Raw genomic sequence first — 20,831 nt, 5'->3', positions numbered from 1 at the left:
GCGCATCTCCGTATTTCTCCTATTGCGCGGGTTCGTGGGGTGGGCGCGCGGTGGGGGGTCCGCGGGCCGGGGCCGGTTCGGGATCGTTTCACCCGTCGCGCCTGAGCATTCCCCAAACCTCGTTCCTCATTCCCGCCGGAGTGGTTGCTGCCATGTGTCGATCGCTAGCTGTTGCCGCTGTCCTGTTTGCCGGTGGGCTGGTTGCCGCCGATGCGTCCGCGCAGCGTTATGACGATGGCCAATATCGTCCCAACGACTCTTACGATGACGGTCAGTACCGGCCGGATCCCCGTTACGACGACGGCCAGTACCGCGGCGGTAACACCCTCACCAATGGCGCGGTGTACGACTACGCGCGGGTGGTGCGGGTGGACCCGGTCATCGTCAATGGCAGCCAGGGGCGCAATGAACGCTGCTATGAGCGCAATGATGGCGGCTATGTCGACAACAATGGCTACCAGACCGGCGGCTATGGCAACAATCGCTACGGCAACAACACCTATCGCAACGACGGCTACGACGAACGCGGCTATGACAACGGCCAGTACCGGCAGGGCAACGAGACTGGCCGGCAACTGGCGACGGTGATCGGTGGCCTGGCTGGCGCCGTGCTCGGCAGCCGCATCGGCGGCGGCGACGGCCGCTACCTGGGCACCGCGGTCGGTACCATTGCAGGCGGCGCCGCGGGGCGCGCCATCTACGAAGCCAGCAACCGGCCCAATTACCAGCGCGGTGACGTGCGCGTCTGCGAGCCCAGCGGCTATGGCAGCGAGAGCGAGCGGGTCGATGGCTACGACGTCACCTACGAATACGCGGGCCGGCAATACCGCACCCATCGCGATTACCACCCGGGCGAACAGATCCGCGTACGCGTCGACGTAAGCGCCGACTGAGCACGACGGGCGTTTCTGCCCGAATGAGGTGCAGGGCACGGTTTGTCAGGCCGGATGGATGACGGCATAGTCCACGCATTCCGTTCTGGAGGGTGCGTGATGCGTCGTATTGCCTGTGTGGCCCTGTTGCTCCCCTGTCTGCATGCAGTCCCGGCCCAGGCCGAGGTCAAGCTGCTGGTGGCCGATACGATCCGCACCGGCGATCCGGCGCAACCGCTGGTGGGCGCCATCGCCTGGGAAAGTGACAGCGGCAAGGTACTGGATGTGGGCAGCGCCGATGCGCTGCTGCAGTTGTACCCGCACGCCCCGCGCATCGACGTCGGCAATGCAACGGTGGTGCCGGGCTTGATCGATGCCCACGCGCACATCATGGGCCTTGGCAATACCCTGATGCAGGCTGATCTGACGGGTGCGCGCAACCGTGGCGAAGTGCTGGAACGGCTGAAGGCGTTCGAAAAGACGCTGGCGCCAGGCGAATGGCTGCTGGGCCGTGGCTGGGACCAGAACCGTTGGGACAACACCGATTTCCCCACCGCTGCCGATCTGGACGCGGCCTTCCCGCAGCGGCCGCTCTACCTGGAACGTGTCGACGGCCATGCCGGCTGGGTCAACAGCGCAGCCATCCGCATTGCCGAAAAGGCCGGCAAGTCGTTGTCCGGTGATTGGCAGCCGGAGGGCGGGCGCATTCTTCGCGATGCTGCTGGCAAGCCGAGTGGCGTGCTGGTCGATGGCGCGGCGTCGCTGGTCTATTCGCAGATCCCCGCGTTGGACGATGCTTCGCGCGAAAAGCGCCTGCAGGCGGCGCTGCAGGCGGCGGTAAGCAATGGTCTGACCGGTGTGCATGACATGGGCGTGTCGCGCGAGGACCTGGCGCTGATGAAGCGTCTGGCCGACCAGGGCAAGCTGCCGCTGCGCATCGACGCCTATGCTGATGGCAACAATGAAGCGCTGGAGGACCTGTGCAAGGCCGGCCTGTACGCCCATCCCGGCGGTCGCCTGCAGATGCGCGGGGTCAAGCTGTACATGGACGGCGCATTGGGCAGCCGCGGTGCGGCCCTGCTCACCGCTTACAGCGACGACCCGCATAACCACGGCCTGCTGATGACCTCGCCGGAAGAGTTCGAAGCCGCCGTGCGCAAGGCTGATGGCTGCAAGGTGCAGGTTGCCACCCATGCCATCGGCGATCGTGGCAACCGCATCGTGCTGGATACCTACGAGAAGGTGCTGGGCACCCACAAGGACGCCGATCATCGCTGGCGCATCGAACACTCGCAGGTGGTGTCGCTGCAGGACATCCCACGCTTCGCCAAGCTCGGCGTGATCGCCTCGATGCAGCCGACCCATGCCACCTCGGACATGGGTTGGGCCGAGCAGCGGGTCGGGCCGGAACGCATCCTTGGTGCCTACGCCTGGCAGCGCTTCCTGCACAGTGGCGCGCGTCTGGCCTTGGGCTCGGATTTCCCGGTGGAGCAGGTTGATCCGCGCTTGGGCCTGTATGCGGCAGTGACTCGCCAGGACCGCGACGGCCAGCCGCCGGGTGGTTGGCAGCCGGAGCAGCGCCTGAGCGCCGCCGAAGCGCTGCGCGGCTTCACCAGCGACGCGGCCTGGGCGGGTCATGACGAAGCGCAGGTCGGCAAGCTGCAGCGCGGCCTGCGAGCCGACTTCGTGGTGCTGGATCGTGACCCGTTGAAGGTCGCTGCCGACCAGCTGGATGACCTGAAGGTGCTGTCGACCTGGGTTGATGGTGAGCCGGTTTACAAGGCCGCTACGCCGGAGGGCTGAAGCCCCCGCAGCTTCGGTAGTGCTTTCCACTTGAACGTTGAGTCACCCGAAAACCGATGCCAAACCCTTGGCATCGGTTTTCTTCTTTGTGTGGGAGCGGCGTAAGCCGCGCAGCTCGCTTTACGGGGATGTTGATCGCTTCATTGCTGCGAGCTTCGCGGCTTACGCTGCTCCTACAAAATCTGCGTTGCAGCAATGCTGACAGAAACCGCGCTTCTGGCTTCGGCCCGCGAAGTGCTGGCGTGCTGCTTCTTTGTAGGAGCGGCGTCAGCCGCGAAGCTCGTGATCCATCAGATTACGGGCTTGTTGGTAACTTCATTGCTGCCAGCTTCGCGGCTTACACCGCTCCTACAAAACCCTCTGTCGCGAGCTCGATTTCAGCCGCCAGCTGGATCCACCGGCAGGTCATGCAGGCTGCGCAGCTTCTTCTTGTTGATCTTGCCGACGCTGGTGCGCTCTATCGAATCGACGAAGCTGACGCGGTCGGGGATCGCGTAGCGGGAGATGTCGCCTGCGCGGCTGCGGGCGGCGACCAGCTCGATGATCTCGGCCTCGGTAACCGTGCTGCCTGCGTGCCTGACCACCAAGGGCAGCGGACGCTCGCCCCATTTGGCATCGGCAATGCCGATCACCGCGACCTCGTTGACCGCTGGGTGCATGGCGATGATGTCTTCCAGCGCGAGTGAAGAGATCCACTCGCCGCCGGTCTTGATCACGTCCTTGATGCGGTCGGTGACGCGCAGGTAGCCGCCGTCGATGTTGCCGATGTCGCCGGTATGCAGATAGCCGCCGGCCCACAAGGTTTGCGATGCTTCTGGATTGTGGAGGTAGCCCTGGGTAAGCCACGGGGCGCGCACTACCACTTCGCCGGTGGCGATGCCGTCGTGGGCGACTTCGTTCATCTCTTCATCGACGATGCGCAGCTCGACCAGCGGTACCGGAATACCGGCCTTGGTGCGCAGCGACAGCTCCTCATCGGTGCCGGCCAGGGCATCCACATCGATCTGGGCGAGGGTGAGCAGCGGGCAGGTTTCGGACATGCCGTAGCCGCCGAAGATATCGATGCCGCGTGCCAAGGCCTGCCGGGCGAGCGCACGCGGCAGTGCGGCGCCGCCGATGATGACTTTCCAGTCGCGCATATCGGTGTCTGCCGACGTGGGATGGGCAAGCAGCATATGCAGGATGGTTGGTACGCAATGCGAGAACGTCACTTTCTCGCGCGCGATCAGGTCCAGCAGCTTGCCCGGCAGGTAGCGGCCCGGATACACCTGTTTTATGCCCAGCAGCGTGGCCACGTATGGCATGCCCCAGGCGTGTACATGGAACATCGGCGTGATCGGCATGTAGACATCGTCGCGATGCAGCCGGCCCTGCTTGGGCGCACTGCCCAACGCGGCCATCGCCGCCAATGAGTGCAGGACAAGCTGGCGATGGCTGAAGAAAACGCCCTTGGGCAGACCGGTGGTGCCGGTCGTATAGAACATGGTGGCGCGGGTGTTCTCGTCGAAGTCCGGGAAGTTGCGGACCGGCTCGGCGCCGCGCAGACCGGCTTCGTACTCGGTGGCGAAGCCATCCGGCAGCGGGCCTGCTTCATCGTCCAGCAGCACCCGCGTGCGCAGGCCCGGCAGCTGCTCTTCAATGCTCTCCAGCACCGGCAGGAACTCGCGGTTGGCCAGGATCACCCGCGCGCTGCTGTGATTCAGCGTATAGGCGATCTGCTCCGGGGCCAGGCGGATGTTCACCGTCATCAGCACCGCGCCGATCATCGGCACCGCGAAGTAGCTTTCCAGGTAGCGGTTGCTGTCCCAGTCCATCACTGCCACGGTGTCGCCGGGCTTCACGCCCAGTGACGTCAGCAGGCCGGCCAGTTGGCCGATACGCGCCTGCAGCGTGCGGTAGTCGAAGCGGACCTTGTCGCCGTAGACGATTTCCTGATCGGGATTGATCGCGAGCGGTGTGTGCAGGAGCTGCTTGATCAGCAGCGGATAGGCGTAGGTGCTGGATTCGGCTTGGTCGGGGCTTGTAGCGAGTGACATCTGGATACCCTGGTTGGCAGCGTGTCAGCGGCCGGAGACTGTGGGAATGGACAGCTGCGCGCGCTGCAACGGTGCTTCCGCGCGCGGCTTTGGCTGGATCAGCGCATCCTGCGGCAGGGCGCGCGCGGGATCTTCGAGGTGATCCCACACCTGATCCATCGCCGCAAACATGTAGGGAAGCAGCGGCACATAGCGCTTGCGATAATCCGGGAAGGCCAGCAGCGAGTCGAAGTGCTGGCCGTTGCTTACGCGCCAATAGGCGATCTGCGTACCCGCCGTGCGTGCGAGCGGTACATAGCGGTCACTGGTCATGCTGATCGGCACCAATCCGTCGTCGATGCCGTGGATGATCACAATCGGCAGACCGCGACGCGGCGCCTTGGCGGCAGCATCGGCAATGCCGGCGCGCACGCGCTTGGCATCGGCGCTGTCACCCAGGCCGAGCGCACGCAGGCAGTTCAGCCCGCGCAGCGGGTCCTCCGTCGACTGTGCGGCATTGCCGTCCACCAGCACCACGCCACTGCCGGGCGGAATGCCGCTGCCTTCGCTCCACCAGCTTGCGCGCAGCTCGGCGGCTGCAGGAACGGGTTTGCCGTCCGCACCGACAGCAGAGTAGCTGTAAGCGCAAGGATGTTCGCCCGCGCCGTAGCGACCATAGGCCGAGGCATAGGTCACCGCGATTGCGCGCCACAGGTCGAAGCCGGTCGAGAACGCACCGGCGCGCAACGCGCCATCGCTGAGCCCGGCATCGGCGAGTTGCTGGCGTGCCGACTGTGCCTGTGCGGCGGTGTCATCGCCTTGCACCAGTCCGGCCGATTTCAGGATGGCACACCGCTGGGTCCATGCCGGTGCTGCCTGTGCCTGCATCGGCGGCTGCGGCAGATCATCCAGCGCAAGCAGCGCGCAGGGCATCAACAGGGCGGATTGGGTGACGAAGTCGTAGAGCGGCGGGGCGCCGGCCACCGAGACATTCGGTTCGCCTGCGACCACCGCGTCGAACCAGTCGCCCTCGATCTCGGCCGCGCGCAGTACCGCGCCACCGCCATTGGAAACGCCTGCGCCCAGCGTGCGCGTATTGGCGGGTGTGAACGGTGCCGATTGCGGATAGGCGCGGTCCAGTGCCTGCAAGCCGAACTGCAGCGCCTGCAGCAGGTGCCGGCCCCAGTCCGCTTCCGGGTTGTCACCGGAATGGGCGTGCTTGAAGGCGATGCCGTGCGTGGCTTTGGTGTCGGTTGGAACGAAGGCAAGTGCGCCCTGCGTCGCAGGCGTACCGTCGGCCTGGAAGCCGCTTCTGGCGTCGAGGTCGTAATAGTCGCTGCCGGTGCCCTTGTCGGTATAGGCGACCGCGCAGCCATGGGCCAGGCCCCAGCTGCCGGCAACCGAAATCGCACCGTAGATGCCGCGCGAGCCGGAGGAGGCTGCGGCTACCAGGCAGCGCTTTGCCGGATCGAAATTGTCGGGAATCTGCACCAGCACGCGATGCGGCTGATGTGCGCCGGAGAGGCGCGCATAGGCCGAAAACTCCCGGCCCGGTGCCGCCTGAAGATTGCCGTAGACATCGCCGAAGCCGCCGCCGGGGGTGAGGTCGGCAATGCCGCGCCAGCTGCTCCAGATCGCGCGGCGGCGTGCTTCCTCGGCGGTCGGCTGGCCTGCGCTGGCAAATGCCGGTGCAGTGGCGACGCGCAGGCCATCGAGGCCCAACCCTGCGGTCAGCAGATCATCGCCCCCGCGGTGCTCGGTTTCGCGCCATTGTTCGAACAGGGGCACGGCAGCGGCAGGGCCGGGCGTGGCGGCCTGGGCGACGGAAACGCAGCCAAACAGCGGCAGCGCGGCGCAAAGCAGGTAAACGGGGCGGAGGATGTTCATTGCCCCACACTAGCAAGCCAATGTTTACATGCCAGCGTACCTAGGTACCCGTGCCCGGCCCAAGCTTAATTTGCTAACCTCGCCAGGACATGCCGACCCTGCTTATCGCCGATGATCACCCCTTGTTCCGCGCAGCCTTGCATCGCGCGGCCGAAGAGGCGGTTGACGACCTGCAGATCAGCGAGGCCGATTCGCTGGACAGCGTGCTGGAGGTTATCGAGAGCCAGCAGATCGACCTGATGCTGCTGGACCTGCATATGCCGGGCAACCATGGCCTTGCCGGATTGGCGACGATCCGCGCTCTGCAGCCGGGGCTGGCGATCATCATCGTTTCGGCCAATGAAGAACCGCATGTGATCCGCCGCGCCATCGACCTCGGCGCTGCCGGCTACCTGCCCAAGAGTTCGGGGCTGGTGGATCTGCAGCAGGCCTTGCAGACCGTGCTGGATGGCGAGCGCTGGATACCGGCGATGCTGCGTGAAACCGTTGCCCGGGTTGCGCCCTTCAGCAAGGATGCCGATCTGGCCGCGCGTTTGGCCAGCCTGTCCGCGCACCAATACAAGGTACTGAGTCTGGTCGCCGAAGGGCTGCTCAACAAACAGATCGCCGATCGCCTTGGCGTGCAGCTGCGCACGATCAAGGCGCATATGACCCGCATCATGGGCCGGCTGGGCGTGCGCAACCGCGCGCAGGCAATCCGCGTTCTGCACGAGATGGGGCTGAATGATCCGTCGCGGCAGATTGAAGAGACGCAGGACGCCTGATCCGCGATACCGCGCTGGCCGATCAGCGAATCCGGCGGTGTCTGCTTCGGCTCAGCTTGCGACCGTGCTGCGCGTAGCCAGCAGATGGTTGATCGCCCAGCGCAGCGCCAGTGGCTTGAACGGCTTGTTCAACAGTGACAGCCCAACTTCGCGTACTGCCTCGCGCGTATCGCTGCCGGTGTCTGCGCTGAGGATGACGGTCGGCCGCTGCCGGCGTGCGCCGTCCAGGCGCTTCCACAGCTGGACGCCGGTGTCACCGTCGTCGAGGTGGTAGTCGAACAACCACAGGCCCGCCTCCTGTGCGGATGCACCGATCTCGCTGGCGTCGCTGTACGCGCTTACCTCGCAGCCCCATGACAGCAGCAGCTGCCGCATCGCCTGCAGCGCGTCCGCATCGTTGTCGACCACCAGCACGCGGGTGCCCTTGATGGTGCTGGTGCCACCAGAGGGCGAGTCATTGCGTGTGGCCGGTGGCGGGCTTGCGCGTGTCACCGTGATGGAGAACGCCGAACCGCGGTTGACCACGCTGTGCAGTGCCAGCGGTGCGTGCAGCAGGTCGGCAATGCGGTGCGCAATCGCCAGTCCGAGCCCCAGTCCTTGGCCGTTGCTGCGATCACCGCGATGGAATTCCTCGAACACGACGCTCTGCTGTTCCGGGGTGATGCCGGGGCCGCTGTCGTGCACGCCGATGGTCAGCGTGTCGCCGTGGCGGCGGACGCCGAGCAGCACGCCGCCGCTACGGGTGTAGCGGATGGCATTGGCGAGGAAATTCTGCAGCACGCGGCGCAGCAGCAGCGGATCGCTGTGCACCCAGACGCGGCTGCGCACGTAGCGGAACTGCAGGCCGCGCGCGGCTGCCAGCACGGCGAATTCCTGTGCCAGGGGATCAAGCACGCTCAACAAGGCGAATGGCCGGGGATCGGCGACCAGTCCGCCGGCTTCCAGTCGCGATATATCCAGCAAGCCAGACAGCAGATCGTCGGTGGAATCCAGGGCGCCGCGGATCTGGCGCAGGAAGCTGTCCAGGAACTCCGATTCGATGTGCTGTGACATCGCATCGGTGAGCAGCTGTGCGGCGTGCAGGGGCTGGATCAGGTCGTGGCCGACCGCGGTCAGGAAGCGGGTCTTGGCCACGTTCGCGCGCTCGGCTTCGTGCACGGCCTGTTCCAGTCGCGCGGTGCGGTCCTGCACGCGGAGCTCCAGGGTCTCATTGCTGCGTTTGAGCGCGTCCTCGGCCATGCGGAATGCGGTGACATCGGTGAAGGTGGCAACGTAGCCGCCGCCTGGCATGGGGTTGCCGCGGATTTCGACGATGGTGTTGTCAGGGAAGATGCGTTCGGACAGATGCGGCGTGCCACGGCGCATATGCGCGATGCGACGGTTCAGCGCCTTGCCGACGTTGTCACCCGGGGCCTCGCCGATCTTCAGTTCGCCCAGCGCCCATGCGGTGAGGTTGGCGACAGGCTGCCCGACCTGCAGCAGTTCGGGCGGGAACTTGAACAGCGCGGCATAACGGCTGTTCCAGGCCACCAGCTGCAGCTGCGCATCGACCACGCTGATGCCCTGGCTCATGTTTTCCAATGCGGCTTCCAGCAGCCGCTGGTTGAAACGCAGTGCCTGCGCCGCTTCACCGACGGCGCGGGTGACCGCATCCAGCGGCGCGGCGCCGCCGTCACGCGCGGCCTCGACCAACAGCCGCGCCATGCCTGCGCCGACCACGGCGGTCAGCTCGCGCTCGATCGCGGTGACGCGGTCGTCATCCAGCATCTGTCCGGCATGCCCATCCATCAGCTGCCGCGCCCGTTCCGGCCCGAGGAAGCGGCTGGCGGTCTTGCGCATGGATGCCGCGGCCACGGCGTCTTTCTGCAGTGGCAGCGATGGCCGGATCGCGCGTGACACCAGCGCAACGGTGACCAGGTTGACCGCCAGGCTGGCGCCCATGCTGATGGCGATGTGGCCGGGCTGCATGCGCAGCGAGAACAGCGCCAGCCAGTGCAATCCTTCGCCGCCGGTTGCTGGATCGGGTGCCGGGATCACCATCGGCAGCAACACCAGCCACAGCCAGACCAGCGAGCCCAGCACGATGCCGGCCATGATCGCAGGCGAGGGCGTACGTGGCCGATACACCGCCAGCAGCACCGCCGGCGCCAGCTGCGACAGGGCGGTGAAGGACATCAGGCCGAAATCGCTGAGCGCCTCGGTGCCGCTCATGGCGCGGCTGTACAGCCACGACATCAGGAATACGGCGAGGATGCCGGCGCGGCGGAAGGCCAGCACGCGCGGGCGCAGGTCGGCACCGGCATCGTTGCCGCCGCTGGTCATGCCGCCGAGCAGGTGCGAGCCAAAGCCATGGTTGCCGAGCATGATCGACAGGGTCAGGCCGGACAGGATCATCATGCCGGTGGCCGCGCTCAGGCTGCCCAGGTAGGCGAGCAGCGCCAGCACATGGTGGCCGCGTTCCTGCGGCAAGGCCAGTACGTAGAGGTCCGGCGATACCGACGCTGGCAGTTGCGCGGCACCGGACAAGGCCATCGGCACCGACGGCAGGCCGATCAACAGCAGGTAAAGCGGGAACAGCCAGCGTGCGGTTTTCAGGTCCGAGGACTGGCGCAGCTCGACCACGCCGACATGGAATTGGTGGGGCAGGGTGAAGGCCGCCATCGCGCCCAGCGCGACCATGGTCAGGAAGTCGGGGATCACCGCCGGCGGTGGCAGGTGCGCCATCTTTTCCAGCAAGGGCGTGCCGGCGCGATGCACCGAGATTGCCGCATACAGACCAATCGCCAGCAGCGCCGCCAACTTCAGCAGCGACTCCAGCCCCAGCGCGACCACGATGCCGCGGTTGTGTTCGGTGGCCGAGGCCTTGCGCGCGCCGAACAGCATGGTGAATGCCGCCATTGTCAGCGCGAACCAGAACGACATGTCCAGTTGCCAGCCGTTGGCGGCGAACTGGTCACCGAGCAGTGCACTGAGTCCCTGGCTCACCGCCTTAAGCTGCAGCGCGATATAGGGAATGATGCCGAACAGCGCGACCAGGGTGATGGTCACACCAAGGCCCTGGTCGGTGCGCAGCCGTGCAACCACCAGGTCGGCGATGGTGGCGCTGTTGTGCTGTTTGGCCAACCTGCCCAGGCGCGCGAGGAAGGGCAGGCCGAAGGCGAAGATCAGCGCCATGCCGATCAAGGTGGGCGGGATCGGGAAGCCCCATTGCACGCCCTGCGAAGCAGCTCCGTAATACGTCCACGCAGTGCAGTGCACGGCCAGTGACAGCGCATAGATGGCTGGCCAGATCCTGCCGAGGCGGTGACCCTGGCGCTCGCCCCACAGGGCAACACCGAACAGCAGCACGGTCCACGCGATGCAGGCGAACAGGACGATGGAGGGCGTCAACATCGCTCCAGTGTAGAGAGAACCGTGGCCGGCGTGCTGGATGCCCGCCGGTCGCTTGCCATGCAGGGACGCGTCAGGGCGCGATCACGATCAATGACAGCTGCTCGGCGGCCAGTGCCACCTCGCCGCGGGGTTGCAGCTCCACGCTCTTGTGCTGGGTCAGCAGCCATTGGCCGGGCTGGCGCGGTTCCAGTGAGACCAGGCGTGATCGCACCCGGATGTCAGAGCCACTGGGAACCGGCGCCAGAAAGCGCACCTTGTTCAAACCGTAGTTCAGTACGTGGGCGATGCCGGGAAAGCCGACCAGCGCCGTAACGTCCTCCTCGACGGTGAGCGAGAGCAGCAGGAAGCCATGGGCGATGGTCGTCCCGCCCGGCAAACCGGCCTGCGCACGGGCCGGATCGACGTGAATCCAGTTGTGGTCACCGGTGGCCTCGGCGAAGGCATCGATGCGCGCCTGCGCGATGTGGGTAGGCTTGCCAAGGCGCTCGGCTGCGGCCCATTGCTGCAATGCCTGCAGGGCTTCCGGCAATTCCCTGGTCATGTCACCGCCGCTCATTGCAGGCGTCCAAGCAGGGTCAGGATCGCATCACGCGCCTCGGGCTCGGACAAGGTCGGTGCGTGACCGACATCCGGCACGACGACCAGGCTGGCGTTCGGCGACGTAGCCGCCATCTGCTGGGCAACATCGGCAGGCAGGATATCGGACAGCGCACCGCGCACCACCAGCACCGGCACCCGTGAGGTCAGTCCGCGCACCGCGCGCCACAACACCGGCCGCAACAGCCACAGCACCCATGGTCGGGTGGTGCGGATGATGGCCGGGTCATAGTCCAGTTCCAGCAGGCCGTCGTCGCGCTGGCGGAAGCTGCGCGAGGCCATCGCCCGCCAGTCCTCGGCGGTAAAGCGCGGGAAGGATGCCTTGCCGATGGATTCGGCGTAAGCGGCCGCTTGGTCCAGATCCATTGGTGGCAACGGTTTGCCGGCATACTTGCCGATCCGCGCCAGGGCTTCGCGTGGCACCTTGGGACCGGCGTCGTTGAGCACCGCTGCTACGATCAGCTCCGGTGCGCGCGAGGCGAGAGTGATGGTGACCAGCACGCCCAGCGAAGTACCGATGAACACGGCCTTGGCGATGTTCTGCGAACGCAGCAGCGCCACCATGTCGTCGGCGTAGGTGCGCGGGTTGTAGCTGCGTGGGTCGGGCGCACGTGCCGAACCCGCACGGCCACGCAGGTCGACCGCAAGCACGCGCCAGCCGACCGCAGTCAGCGTTTCGGCCAGCGCATCGAAGTCAGCGGCATTGCGGGTCAAGCCGGGAATGCAGACCACCGTGCCGCGGGGCGATTGCCCCGCGGCCGGTGCATGGTCGCGCGCGTGCAGGCGCAGGCCATCGTTGCTGCTCCAGTACAGATCATCGTAAGACTGGGTCATGCAGGTGTTTCCTAGAAATCGTAGCGGACGCTGAGACTGTACTGGCGCGGCGGGCCATAGAAACCGATCAGGGTGCCGACTGCCGGGATGTTGTAACCGGTGGTGCGGTATTCCTTGTCGGCCAGGTTGGTGCCCTGCAGCGAGAAGGTCCAGGCGTCATTGAGCTTCCAGATCACGCCGGCATTGACCAGACCATAGCCGTCCTGGCGGATCACCGGGCTCAGGTCGGTGGTCGGCCACACTTCGCTCTGGTAGCTATAGCCCACGCGGGCGGACAGGTTGCTGCCATTGGCCAGCTCGGTGCGGTATTCCACGTTCAGCGCACCCGAGAAATCCGGCGCGTTGGTGAACTTCATCTGCTTGGCGACGTTGACGCCACGGTCCATGTACTCGTCGTACTTGGTGTCCAGCCAGGCCAGGTTGCCGGAGATCAGCCAGTTGGCCGTCGGCAGGTACTGGTACTCGATTTCCAGGCCGTTGACGGTGCCCTTGCCGGCATTGGTGAAGTCGCCGAAGAAGGCATCGTTGACGCCGTCGCCATTGGTGTCGATGCCGGTGAACACCGACAGCTGGATGTCCTTGTACTTGTTGTGGAAGGCCGACAGGTTCAGGAACAGGCGCGAATCCAGGAAACCCATCTTGCTGCCGATCTCGAAGCTGTCGACGGTCTCGTCGTCGAACGGCTCGGCCGAGCGCGGCACCGCCACGGCGTTGGCGCGGATGTTGTAGCCACCGGACTTGAAGCCACGCGTTGCCAGACCGTAGACCATGATGTCCGGGGTGATCTGGTAATCCAGCGACACCTTCGGCGAGACGTTCTTGAAGTTGGTGGTCTTGTCGAAGTCCGCAGCGACTGCGATCGGCCGGCTGAAGGTCGCGTCGGAGTAGAAACGGTTCAACACGACCGCACGCTTGTCCTCGTCGGTGTAGCGGGCGCCGACGTCGAGCTTGAGCTTGTTGGTCAGGTCGAAGGTCCAGTCCGCGTACAGGGCGATGCTGTCGGTCAGCACCTTGCCACGGGTATCGCCGAACTGCAGGTTGAAGAAGTTGTTGCGGATCTGCCCGCCGGCCTCGCCACTGAACTGGTACAGGCCAATCACACCGCGCACACGGCCGCCGGCGTCGTAGTTCAACTGCAGTTCGTTGCTGACCTGGCTGTCCTCGTAGAAGCCCCCGACGTCGGCCAGCTTGACCGGCGTGGTGTCAAAGTCGATGTTGGAGTGGCTGTCGGATTCGCGCTTGGCGACCACATACTTCAGTGCAATATCGTCGTTCGGACGCCAGTTCACCGTAGCCGAGGCGCCCTTGGTCTCGACGCTGTTGAGGTTCTGCATGCCTGAGCGGATGTCGTAACGGTCATCCATCGGCGGGTAGGCCGGGGTGAACGGGTTCGGTGCCAGCATCTTCGAGCCACGCATGCCGGACTGGTCATCAATCCAGTCCAGCGCGAACTGCACGTCGAAGTCGTCGCCTGCATAGGCGCCGAGGTTCAGGCGTGCGGCATTGATCTGTTTGTCGCTGATCGGCTGGCCGTTGTAGGTGTTCTCGCCGAAGCCGTCGCGGTTCATGCTGGCCACGGCGATGCGCCCGCGCAGGCCGCTGTCGGCACCGCCCAGCGGGCCGCCGATGGCCGCCTTGGCATCAAGCTGGTTGTAGTTGCCTGCGGTGATCTGGGCATAGCCCTCGACCTGCGTGGGCAGGCCGCGCGAGATGTACTTGATTGCGCCACCAATGGTGTTCTTGCCGTACAGCGTGCCCTGCGGGCCGCGCAGTACTTCGATGCGCGAGACGTCGAACACGTCCAGCAGGGCACCTTGCGGCCGTGCGATGTAGACGTCGTCCAGGTAGATGCCCACGCCCGGATCCGCGCCCCAGGTGGGATCGGACTGGCCGACGCCGCGGATGTAGGCGGTGACCGTGCTGCTGGCGCCGCGCGCCGCGTAGATGGTCAGGTTGGGTACCTGCGCGTCGAGATCGGCGATGTCCTGCACGTTCAACTTGTCCAGCGCTTCGGAGGTGAAGGCGGTGACCGCGACCGGCACTTCCTGCAGGGTTTCCTCGCGCTTGCGCGCGGTAACGGTGATGCTGTCCAGGTTGGTGGCCGAAGCGGCCTTGCCGTCCGTCGCCGCAGCCGGTTGTGCTTCCTGTGCCAATACCGGCCCGGAGGCCAACAGCGCGCTGATCATCAGGCTCAAACAATTCCGCTTCATTCGGTCCTCCCCAGGCAAGTGCGTTGTAGATGGCCGCATGCCACCCTCGGAGCCAAGGCTAGCGACGCAGGTGTGCACCAGCGAGTGGACCTAGGTCCAGTCGGCAGCGGACATCAGATCAGGATACTGGGCGCCTCTCCACTCGGAAGCGCCGTATGTCGTTACTGATCGTACTTGCAGCGCTGGGCTTCCTCATGCTGGTGGCCTACCGCGGTTACAGCGTGATCCTGTTCGCGCCCATCGCCGCACTCGGCGCGGTGCTGCTGACCGACCCGTCGCTGGTGGCACCGATGTTCACCGGCTTGTTCATGGACAAGATGGTCGGTTTCCTGAAGCTGTATTTCCCGGTGTTCCTGCTGGGTGCTGTGTTCGGCAAGCTGATCGAGTTGTCCGGCTTCTCCAAATCGATAGTCGGGGCGGCGATCCGGCTGTTCGGCCCGCAACGGGCGATGCTGTCGATCGTGCTGGTGTCGGGCCTGCTCACTTACGGTGGCGTGTCGTTGTTCGTGGTGGTGTTCGCCGTCTATCCGTTTGCCGCCGAGATGTTCCGCCAGAGCAACATCCCCAAGCGGCTGATCCCGGCGACGCTGGCGGTGGGCGGTTTCAGCTTCACCATGGACGCGTTGCCGGGCACGCCGCAGATCCAGAACATCATCCCGACCACCTTCTTCGGCACCGACACCTGGGCCGCGCCGGTGCTCGGCGTGCTTGGCAGCATCTTCGTGCTGGCGGTGGGCATGGCCTACCTGGAGTGGCGCCGGCGCGTTGCCGTGCGCAATGGCGAGGGCTATGGCGACCCGGCAACGCTGGTCAACGAGCCGGTGCCGTTCACTGGTACGAACCTCGCGCATGCCGGCATCGCGGTATTGCCGCTGTTGCTGGTGTTCGTATCAAACAAGTTGTTTACCCTGGGGATCCCGCACTGGTATGGCGCCGAGCACAGCTTCGTGCCGTCCATCCTCGGCAAGTCCGCACCGGTGGTGCAGGAGGTGCCGAAGATCGCTGCGATCTGGGCAGTGGAGGGCGCGCTGCTGGTGGGCATCCTGTCGGTGATGCTGTTGGCGTGGCGGCCGGTCGTGACCCAGTTTGCTGATGGCACCAAGACCGCGATCAGCGGCGCCCTGTTGGCAGCGATGAACACCGCCTCGGAGTATGGCTTTGGCGCGGTGATCGCCGCATTGCCGGGGTTCATGGTGGTAGCCAATGCATTGGGCTCGATCAAGGATCCGCTGCTGCATGAAGCCGTTACCGTGACCGGCCTGGCCGGTGTCACCGGCTCTGCCTCGGGCGGCATGAGTATCGCTCTGGCGGCGATGTCGGAGACCTTCATCGAGAACGCGCAGGCAGCCGGCATTCCGATGGAAGTGCTGCACCGGGTTGCCTCGATGGCCTCTGGCGGCATGGACAGCCTGCCGCACAACGGTGCGGTGATCACCTTGTTGATGGTGACCGGGCTGACCCATCGGCAGGCCTACAAGGACATTTTCGCTGTGACCATCATCAAGACGCTGGCGGTGTTCGTGGTGATCGGCATCTATTACGCCACCGGCTGGGTTTGACGGCGGCGTCGCAACACCCTGGCGGCTGGCCCGCGAGGATTTCCGGTACGACTTCATCCACGACTCACGCATGAGGATCTGGTTATGAAATCTGGAATCGTTTCCATCAAGGCTGTTCTATTGCTGCTGTGCAGCTGGCTGGCGGCGGGCAGCGCGTTTGCGCAAAGCGCTGGAGGCCATTGGGATTTCGGTGTGTACGGCAACCTTTTTGGCGCCCGTGAGTACCAGGTGTGGGTGCCGGCAGGCTATGAGGCAAGCAAGCCATTGCCGGTGCTGCTGGTGCTGCACGGCTGCGTCAACGGGCCCAACCTGATGGGCGAGGCCTCCGGCTTCAATGATGTCGCCGACGTCGAAGGTTTCATCGTGGTCTATCCGCGGCAGAACGTTACCTCCAACCCGACGCGCTGCTGGAACTGGCAACTGCCGATCAACCAGGCACGTGGCAGTGGCGAGGCTTCGATCCTGGCCGGCATCGTCGATGCGGTGAAGGCCGGCTATGCCGTCGATCCGCGCCGGATCTATGTCACCGGCATCTCTGCCGGCGGTGCGATGACCTCGATCATGCTGGCCTGCTACTCGGATGTGTTCGCAGCTGGTGCCATCCATTCCGGCGGCATGTACAAAGGCGCGACCACCGTATCCGGCAGTGCCTACGCGCTGCTGGCGGGCAGCATCTACTCGCCGGAAAGCAATGGCAAGCTTGCCTGGCAGTGCTCGGGCTCGCCGTCGCCGCGTCCGTTGCCGGTGCTGGTGCTCCATGGCAGCGTCGATACCACGGTCAATCCGGTCAACGGCCAGCAGGCGGTGCGTCAGTTCCTGCAGACCAATGATCTGGCTGATGATGGACTGGACAATGATTCGGTCAAGTACGTGCCGACCAGCACGGTTGCCGGGCAGGTGCCAGGTGGGCGCGCTTATACGGTCAAGAACTACACCTACGGCGGAAAGACCCTGGTCCAGGACTATCTCGTGCATGGCATGGGGCATGCCTGGAGCGGCAGCACCTCCGGCTTGCCGTTCACCGATCCGCAGGGGCCGGATGCAACCCTGATCACCTGGTTGTTCCTGAAAGACCAGCTGCGCTGAGCGCTTGGAGCGCGGAATTGATTGAAGGGTGTCATCGCCAGCGTGGGAGCGATCGGCTCCTGCGCTGGCGTTTGGTTTTCCGGGGTTGTTCGCTGGCAATGCCATCGAATTGCAACCTTGTGCGGTGATGATCTGCGCGCCTCATGCCGCGTCATTGGCCCTGTCCGGGCTGGGCGCAATCATCAACTGCCAACCAAGGCCATTCCATGCTGCGTCACCGCACCGCTTCTGCAGTTACCCGCGTTACCCATGATTTTCCACGTCGCTCGCTGCTGGCCCAGGCCTGCGCATTGCTGATCCTGCCGCTGGCCGCGCAGACCGCGCTGGCCCAGGATGCTGCGCCGACCGAGGCGCGCAGCGCCGCGACGGCACTGGATACCATCACGGTCACCGCCGAGCGCCGCGAGCAGAACCTGCAGGACGTGCCGGTGTCGGTGGGCGTGGTACAGGGCGAGGCGCTGCGCAGCTATACCGAAGGTGCTGATGACACCTTGCTGGCGCTGTCCGGTCGCGTCCCCAGCTTCTATGCCGAGACCACCACCGGGCGCATCTTCCCGCGCTTCTACATCCGCGGCCTGGGCAATATCGATTTCTACCTCGGCGCCTCGCAGCCGGTCTCCATCATCCAGGACGACGTGGTGCTGGAACACGTGGTGCTCAAGTCCAACCCGGTCTACGACGTGGACCAGGTGGAAGTGCTGCGCGGCCCGCAGGGCTCCTTGTTTGGCCGCAACACTACCGCCGGCATCGTCAAGTTTGACACCGCCAAGCCCAGCCAGGACCCGAGTGGCCGGGTCAACATCAGCTACGGCAGCTACAACACGGTGGCCATCGACGGTGGCATGGGCGGCGCGATCAACGACGTGCTGTCCTACCGCGTCTCCACCCTGTACCAGCACCGCGACGACTGGGTGGACAACACCTATCGCGGCCCCAGCGCCGACGGCACGGTGACGCCGAAGAACGACACAATGGGCGGCTACGACGACCGCAATCTGCGCCTGCAGCTGCTGTACAAGCCGAACGAACAGTTCTCGCTGCTCGGTTCCGTGCATACCCGCGACTATGAAGGCACCTCCACCCTGTTCCTGCGCAATGCGCTGGTGAAGGGCAGCAACCGCGTCGATGTGCCGCGCGATAAGGTCGCCTTCGATGAAGCCGACAACAACCCGCAGGCCTACAAGACCCACGGTGGCTCGCTGAAGGCAACCTACGACTTCGGCAACACCACGCTGACCTCGATCAGCGCCTACGAAACCACCTCCGGCTACAGCCGTGGCGATACCGACGGCGGTGCGGCGGCGAACTATCCGGTCAATGGCCTGCCCAATGGTTACGGACAGTCGATGGGACAGGTGCAGGACCTGGATCAGTTCACCCAGGAGCTGCGCCTGGCTTCCAATGCCACCGATCCGCTGTCATGGCAGGTTGGCGCGTTCTACTTCGACGGCCGCGACACCACCGATTTCTACCAGCGCGCCTGGTTCCTGAACGCACCGGCACGCAATCCCAACAACTGGGTACGCCTGCGCAACATCAATACCTCGTGGGCAGGCTTTGGCCAGGTGAGCTGGAAGGCCACCGATGCGTTGACGCTGACCGCAGGTATCCGCGCGACCAAGGACGAGAAGAGCACGCGCCTGCTGAAGACCGCCGATACCGCTGCCGGTCTGGTCACCTACAAGGGACGCCACAACGTCGAGATGTCGGACACCCAGCCGAGCTGGGACCTGAGCGCGATGTATGAAGTCAGCCCGGAGCTGAGCCTGTACGCACGCGTGGCACGTGGCTTCCGTGGCCCGACCATCCAGGGCCGCTCGGCGGTATTCAATGCCGACTTCACCACTGCTGATTCGGAAACCATCCTGTCCTGGGAAGCCGGCATCAAGAGCAGCCTGTTCGACAACCGCCTGCGTCTGAACGTCAGCGGCTTCACCTATACCGTCAACGACATCCAGCTCAACGGCAACGATTCCAACGGCAACGGCGTGTTGTTCAATGCCGACAAGGCGCGTGCCTATGGTCTGGAAGCCGACATGGATTGGCGTCCGATCCCGAACCTGTCGCTGACCGCCGGCCTGAGCCTGCTGCACAGCGAGATCCAGGACAAGCGCGTGTATGCGCAGGTCTGTGCGTTGAACGGTGTGGTGGTGTGTACGGTCAACGACCCGACCATCAAGATCGGCAGCAATGTCTACGCCCAGATCGACGGCAACCCGTTGCCGAACGCACCCAAGTACAACCTGAACCTGGCCGCGCGTTACGACATTCCAGTGGGTGATGATGGCGCGGTGTTCTTCGCCACCGATTGGAACAAGCAGGGCGAAACCCAGTTCGTGCTGTACGACAGCAAGGAGTTCTACTCCAAGGGCAACTTTGAAGGTGGCCTGCGCGTTGGCTATACCGGCGGCTATGGCGCCTGGGAAGTGGCGGCGTTCGCCCGCAACATCACCAACGAGAAGAACCTCAAGGGTGTGATCGAGAACTACATGGCGGCGGTCTACAACGACCCGCGCATCATTGGTGTTTCGTTCAACTACAACTGGCGCTGATTGCTCAAGCCCCTCTCCCGCCTGCGGGAGAGGGGTTGGGGTGAGGGGACGGTGCGAAGCGCCGTGCAGTTTCGCTTTACCTCGGCATGCAGCAGGCGAAGCAGAAGCTACAAGCCAAGAGCTGCCCTCATCCGCCCCTGCGGCGCACCTTCTCCCGCTTGCGGGAGAAGGGAAAAGGCCAGGGCCGAAGCCGAAGCCAAAGCCAAAGCCGCCTCCAGATGCCCGATCAGACCATCCCCGCACCAACCGTCGCCCGGACCGGAATCCCCTCCGGATCAAACTCCTCCAGGCAGAACACATTCACCCCGTAGTAGTCCGGGGTGACCCGCTTGCGGTGGAACGGATAGATACCGCAGGTGCCGCAGAAATAGTGGTGCGCGATCATCGTGTGGAACTGATACTCCACCAGTGCCTCCTGCCCGGACAGCAGCTCGAACGCGGATTCATGCACCTTCACCATCAAGGCGTTCTTGCGCCGGCAGATCGAGCAATCGCAGGTGGTGAGTTCCGGGAAGTCGGTTTGAATGCGGAAGCTGACAGCGCCGCAATGGCAGCTGCCCTGGTAAGTCTGCAGGGGGCGGAGGGACACGCGTATCTCCAAAAACAAAATGAGCGCCTAGGCAAGGCTTGGATCATACTCAGCCCATCATCGGACGGGTGGGGAGTGGGTGATGCGCGCATTCCTGAGAGGCTTGCTGGCGGTGGTGCTGGGTTTGATCGCCGGCAGCGCGGTGAACATGGGGCTGATCCTGCTCGGCGGGCATCTGGTGCCGCCACCGGCCGGTACGGACACCAGCACGACCGAAGGCCTGCAGGCTGCGATGCCCTTGTTCGAGGCCCGCCACTTCCTGTTTCCTTTCCTTGCCCATGCATTGGGCACTTTGGCTGGTGCGTTGCTGGCAACCTGGGTTTCGGGTGGCAGCAGCAAAATTCCGGCCTTGTTGATTGGCCTGCTGTTCCTGGCCGGTGGCATCGCCAGCTGCTTCATGCTGCCAGCACCGCGTTGGTTCGAGGTGTTGGACGTGCTGCTGGCCTACCTTCCATTTGCCTGGTTGGGCTACCGGATCGCAAGGAAGCCCAGGGTTGTGGGAGCGGCGTGAGCCGCGAAGCTGATAATCCAAACGCAAAGCTGCACTTGCAATTGCAGGTGTAAGCTTGTCGGTCCCGGTACGGGCTTCCCGGGATAAGCCGCAAACACAAACCCTAACAAGGCTATGGGAAAACCAGCACCAAGAACACCACAATTCATTCACGCGAGG

General features: G+C 64.7%; 14 protein-coding genes. 7 read left to right on the top strand and 7 right to left on the bottom strand.

Annotation, left to right across the window (positions count from 1 at the left end):
• Positions 1 to 152: 152 nt before the first annotated feature.
• Together AC1VXC_RS18785 and AC1VXC_RS18780 are read left to right on the top strand one after the other, a co-directional pair.
• Positions 153 to 893, top strand: a complete 741-nt coding sequence (locus tag AC1VXC_RS18785; RefSeq protein WP_481539988.1) for a glycine zipper 2TM domain-containing protein — start codon at positions 153 to 155, stop codon at positions 891 to 893.
• 99 nt (positions 894 to 992) lie between these two features.
• Entirely contained in the window at positions 993 to 2,675 is a 1,683-nt protein-coding gene (locus AC1VXC_RS18780) for an amidohydrolase (protein ID WP_481539989.1), read from the top strand.
• Between the two features lie 377 nt (positions 2,676 to 3,052).
• On the opposite strand, the gene AC1VXC_RS18775 is transcribed toward AC1VXC_RS18780, so the two are convergent.
• Together AC1VXC_RS18775 and AC1VXC_RS18770 are read right to left on the bottom strand one after the other, a co-directional pair.
• The gene (locus AC1VXC_RS18775; RefSeq protein ID WP_481539559.1) at positions 3,053 to 4,711 is read right to left on the bottom strand and encodes a fatty acid--CoA ligase; all 1,659 of its coding nucleotides are present in this window, start codon (positions 4,709 to 4,711) and stop codon (positions 3,053 to 3,055) included.
• Positions 4,712 to 4,735: 24 nt separating this feature from the next.
• Positions 4,736 to 6,577, bottom strand: coding sequence for a 3-hydroxybutyrate oligomer hydrolase family protein (locus AC1VXC_RS18770; RefSeq protein WP_481539560.1), 1,842 nt, complete (start codon positions 6,575 to 6,577; stop codon positions 4,736 to 4,738).
• Between the two features lie 89 nt (positions 6,578 to 6,666).
• Here AC1VXC_RS18770 and AC1VXC_RS18765 point away from each other — a divergent pair, with 89 nt between their 5' ends.
• Positions 6,667 to 7,341 carry a response regulator transcription factor gene (locus AC1VXC_RS18765; protein ID WP_481528236.1) on the top strand — a complete coding sequence of 225 codons (675 nt, stop codon included), beginning with the start codon at positions 6,667 to 6,669 and terminating at the stop codon, positions 7,339 to 7,341.
• A gap of 51 nt (positions 7,342 to 7,392) precedes the next feature.
• On the opposite strand, the gene AC1VXC_RS18760 is transcribed toward AC1VXC_RS18765, so the two are convergent.
• From AC1VXC_RS18760 to AC1VXC_RS18745, 4 genes are all read right to left on the bottom strand, one after another.
• Positions 7,393 to 10,734 (bottom strand): hybrid sensor histidine kinase/response regulator, encoded by a 3,342-nt coding sequence (locus AC1VXC_RS18760; protein WP_481539561.1) that lies wholly within the window; start codon positions 10,732 to 10,734, stop codon positions 7,393 to 7,395.
• Positions 10,735 to 10,804: 70 nt separating this feature from the next.
• A complete protein-coding gene (locus AC1VXC_RS18755) occupies positions 10,805 to 11,275 on the bottom strand; it encodes a MaoC family dehydratase (protein WP_481539562.1) in 471 nt (156 codons plus the stop codon).
• Between the two features lie 11 nt (positions 11,276 to 11,286).
• The gene (locus AC1VXC_RS18750) at positions 11,287 to 12,165 is read right to left on the bottom strand and encodes an alpha/beta fold hydrolase (RefSeq protein WP_482995081.1); all 879 of its coding nucleotides are present in this window, start codon (positions 12,163 to 12,165) and stop codon (positions 11,287 to 11,289) included.
• 11 nt (positions 12,166 to 12,176) lie between these two features.
• Positions 12,177 to 14,375: a TonB-dependent receptor gene (locus AC1VXC_RS18745; protein ID WP_481539564.1), complete on the bottom strand. Its 2,199-nt coding sequence runs from the start codon at positions 14,373 to 14,375 to the stop codon at positions 12,177 to 12,179.
• Between the two features lie 155 nt (positions 14,376 to 14,530).
• On the opposite strand from AC1VXC_RS18745, the gene AC1VXC_RS18740 reads away from it, so the two are divergent.
• The 3 genes from AC1VXC_RS18740 to AC1VXC_RS18730 all read left to right on the top strand — a co-directional run bounded on the left by AC1VXC_RS18740 (position 14,531) and on the right by AC1VXC_RS18730 (position 19,572).
• Complete coding sequence (locus tag AC1VXC_RS18740; protein WP_481539565.1) at positions 14,531 to 15,934, top strand: GntP family permease; 1,404 nt, start codon at positions 14,531 to 14,533, stop codon at positions 15,932 to 15,934.
• Positions 15,935 to 16,018: 84 nt separating this feature from the next.
• On the top strand, positions 16,019 to 17,020 hold the full coding sequence (locus tag AC1VXC_RS18735; protein WP_481539566.1) for an extracellular catalytic domain type 1 short-chain-length polyhydroxyalkanoate depolymerase: 1,002 nt from the start codon (positions 16,019 to 16,021) through the stop codon (positions 17,018 to 17,020).
• 206 nt (positions 17,021 to 17,226) lie between these two features.
• Positions 17,227 to 19,572 (top strand): TonB-dependent receptor, encoded by a 2,346-nt coding sequence (locus tag AC1VXC_RS18730; protein ID WP_481539567.1) that lies wholly within the window; start codon positions 17,227 to 17,229, stop codon positions 19,570 to 19,572.
• 226 nt (positions 19,573 to 19,798) lie between these two features.
• On the opposite strand, the gene AC1VXC_RS18725 is transcribed toward AC1VXC_RS18730, so the two are convergent.
• On the bottom strand, positions 19,799 to 20,161 hold the full coding sequence (locus AC1VXC_RS18725; RefSeq protein ID WP_481539568.1) for a GFA family protein: 363 nt from the start codon (positions 20,159 to 20,161) through the stop codon (positions 19,799 to 19,801).
• Positions 20,162 to 20,243: 82 nt separating this feature from the next.
• On the opposite strand from AC1VXC_RS18725, the gene AC1VXC_RS18720 reads away from it, so the two are divergent.
• Complete coding sequence (locus AC1VXC_RS18720; protein ID WP_481539569.1) at positions 20,244 to 20,672, top strand: hypothetical protein; 429 nt, start codon at positions 20,244 to 20,246, stop codon at positions 20,670 to 20,672.
• Positions 20,673 to 20,831: the final 159 nt, after the last annotated feature.

The sequence above is a fragment of the Stenotrophomonas sp. STEN033 genome (assembly GCF_056856655.1).
The sequence above is the reverse complement of the archived record's forward strand: the minus strand, read 5'-3'. Positions and strand labels throughout refer to the sequence as shown.

What these genes read in the sequence shown, in the direction of transcription:
- AC1VXC_RS18745 (WP_481539564.1), bottom strand. Translation starts at nt 14,375, where the DNA reads ATGAAGCGGAATTGTTTGAGCCTGATGATCAGCGCGCTGTTGGCCTCC.
- AC1VXC_RS18760 (WP_481539561.1), bottom strand. Translation starts at nt 10,734, where the DNA reads ATGTTGACGCCCTCCATCGTCCTGTTCGCCTGCATCGCGTGGACCGTG.
- AC1VXC_RS18775 (WP_481539559.1), bottom strand. Translation starts at nt 4,711, where the DNA reads ATGTCACTCGCTACAAGCCCCGACCAAGCCGAATCCAGCACCTACGCC.
- AC1VXC_RS18770 (WP_481539560.1), bottom strand. Translation starts at nt 6,577, where the DNA reads ATGAACATCCTCCGCCCCGTTTACCTGCTTTGCGCCGCGCTGCCGCTG.
- AC1VXC_RS18735 (WP_481539566.1), top strand. Translation starts at nt 16,019, where the DNA reads ATGAAATCTGGAATCGTTTCCATCAAGGCTGTTCTATTGCTGCTGTGC.
- AC1VXC_RS18765 (WP_481528236.1), top strand. Translation starts at nt 6,667, where the DNA reads ATGCCGACCCTGCTTATCGCCGATGATCACCCCTTGTTCCGCGCAGCC.
- AC1VXC_RS18740 (WP_481539565.1), top strand. Translation starts at nt 14,531, where the DNA reads ATGTCGTTACTGATCGTACTTGCAGCGCTGGGCTTCCTCATGCTGGTG.
- AC1VXC_RS18750 (WP_482995081.1), bottom strand. Translation starts at nt 12,165, where the DNA reads ATGACCCAGTCTTACGATGATCTGTACTGGAGCAGCAACGATGGCCTG.
- AC1VXC_RS18720 (WP_481539569.1), top strand. Translation starts at nt 20,244, where the DNA reads ATGCGCGCATTCCTGAGAGGCTTGCTGGCGGTGGTGCTGGGTTTGATC.
- AC1VXC_RS18730 (WP_481539567.1), top strand. Translation starts at nt 17,227, where the DNA reads ATGCTGCGTCACCGCACCGCTTCTGCAGTTACCCGCGTTACCCATGAT.
- AC1VXC_RS18780 (WP_481539989.1), top strand. Translation starts at nt 993, where the DNA reads ATGCGTCGTATTGCCTGTGTGGCCCTGTTGCTCCCCTGTCTGCATGCA.
- AC1VXC_RS18785 (WP_481539988.1), top strand. Translation starts at nt 153, where the DNA reads ATGTGTCGATCGCTAGCTGTTGCCGCTGTCCTGTTTGCCGGTGGGCTG.
- AC1VXC_RS18755 (WP_481539562.1), bottom strand. Translation starts at nt 11,275, where the DNA reads ATGACCAGGGAATTGCCGGAAGCCCTGCAGGCATTGCAGCAATGGGCC.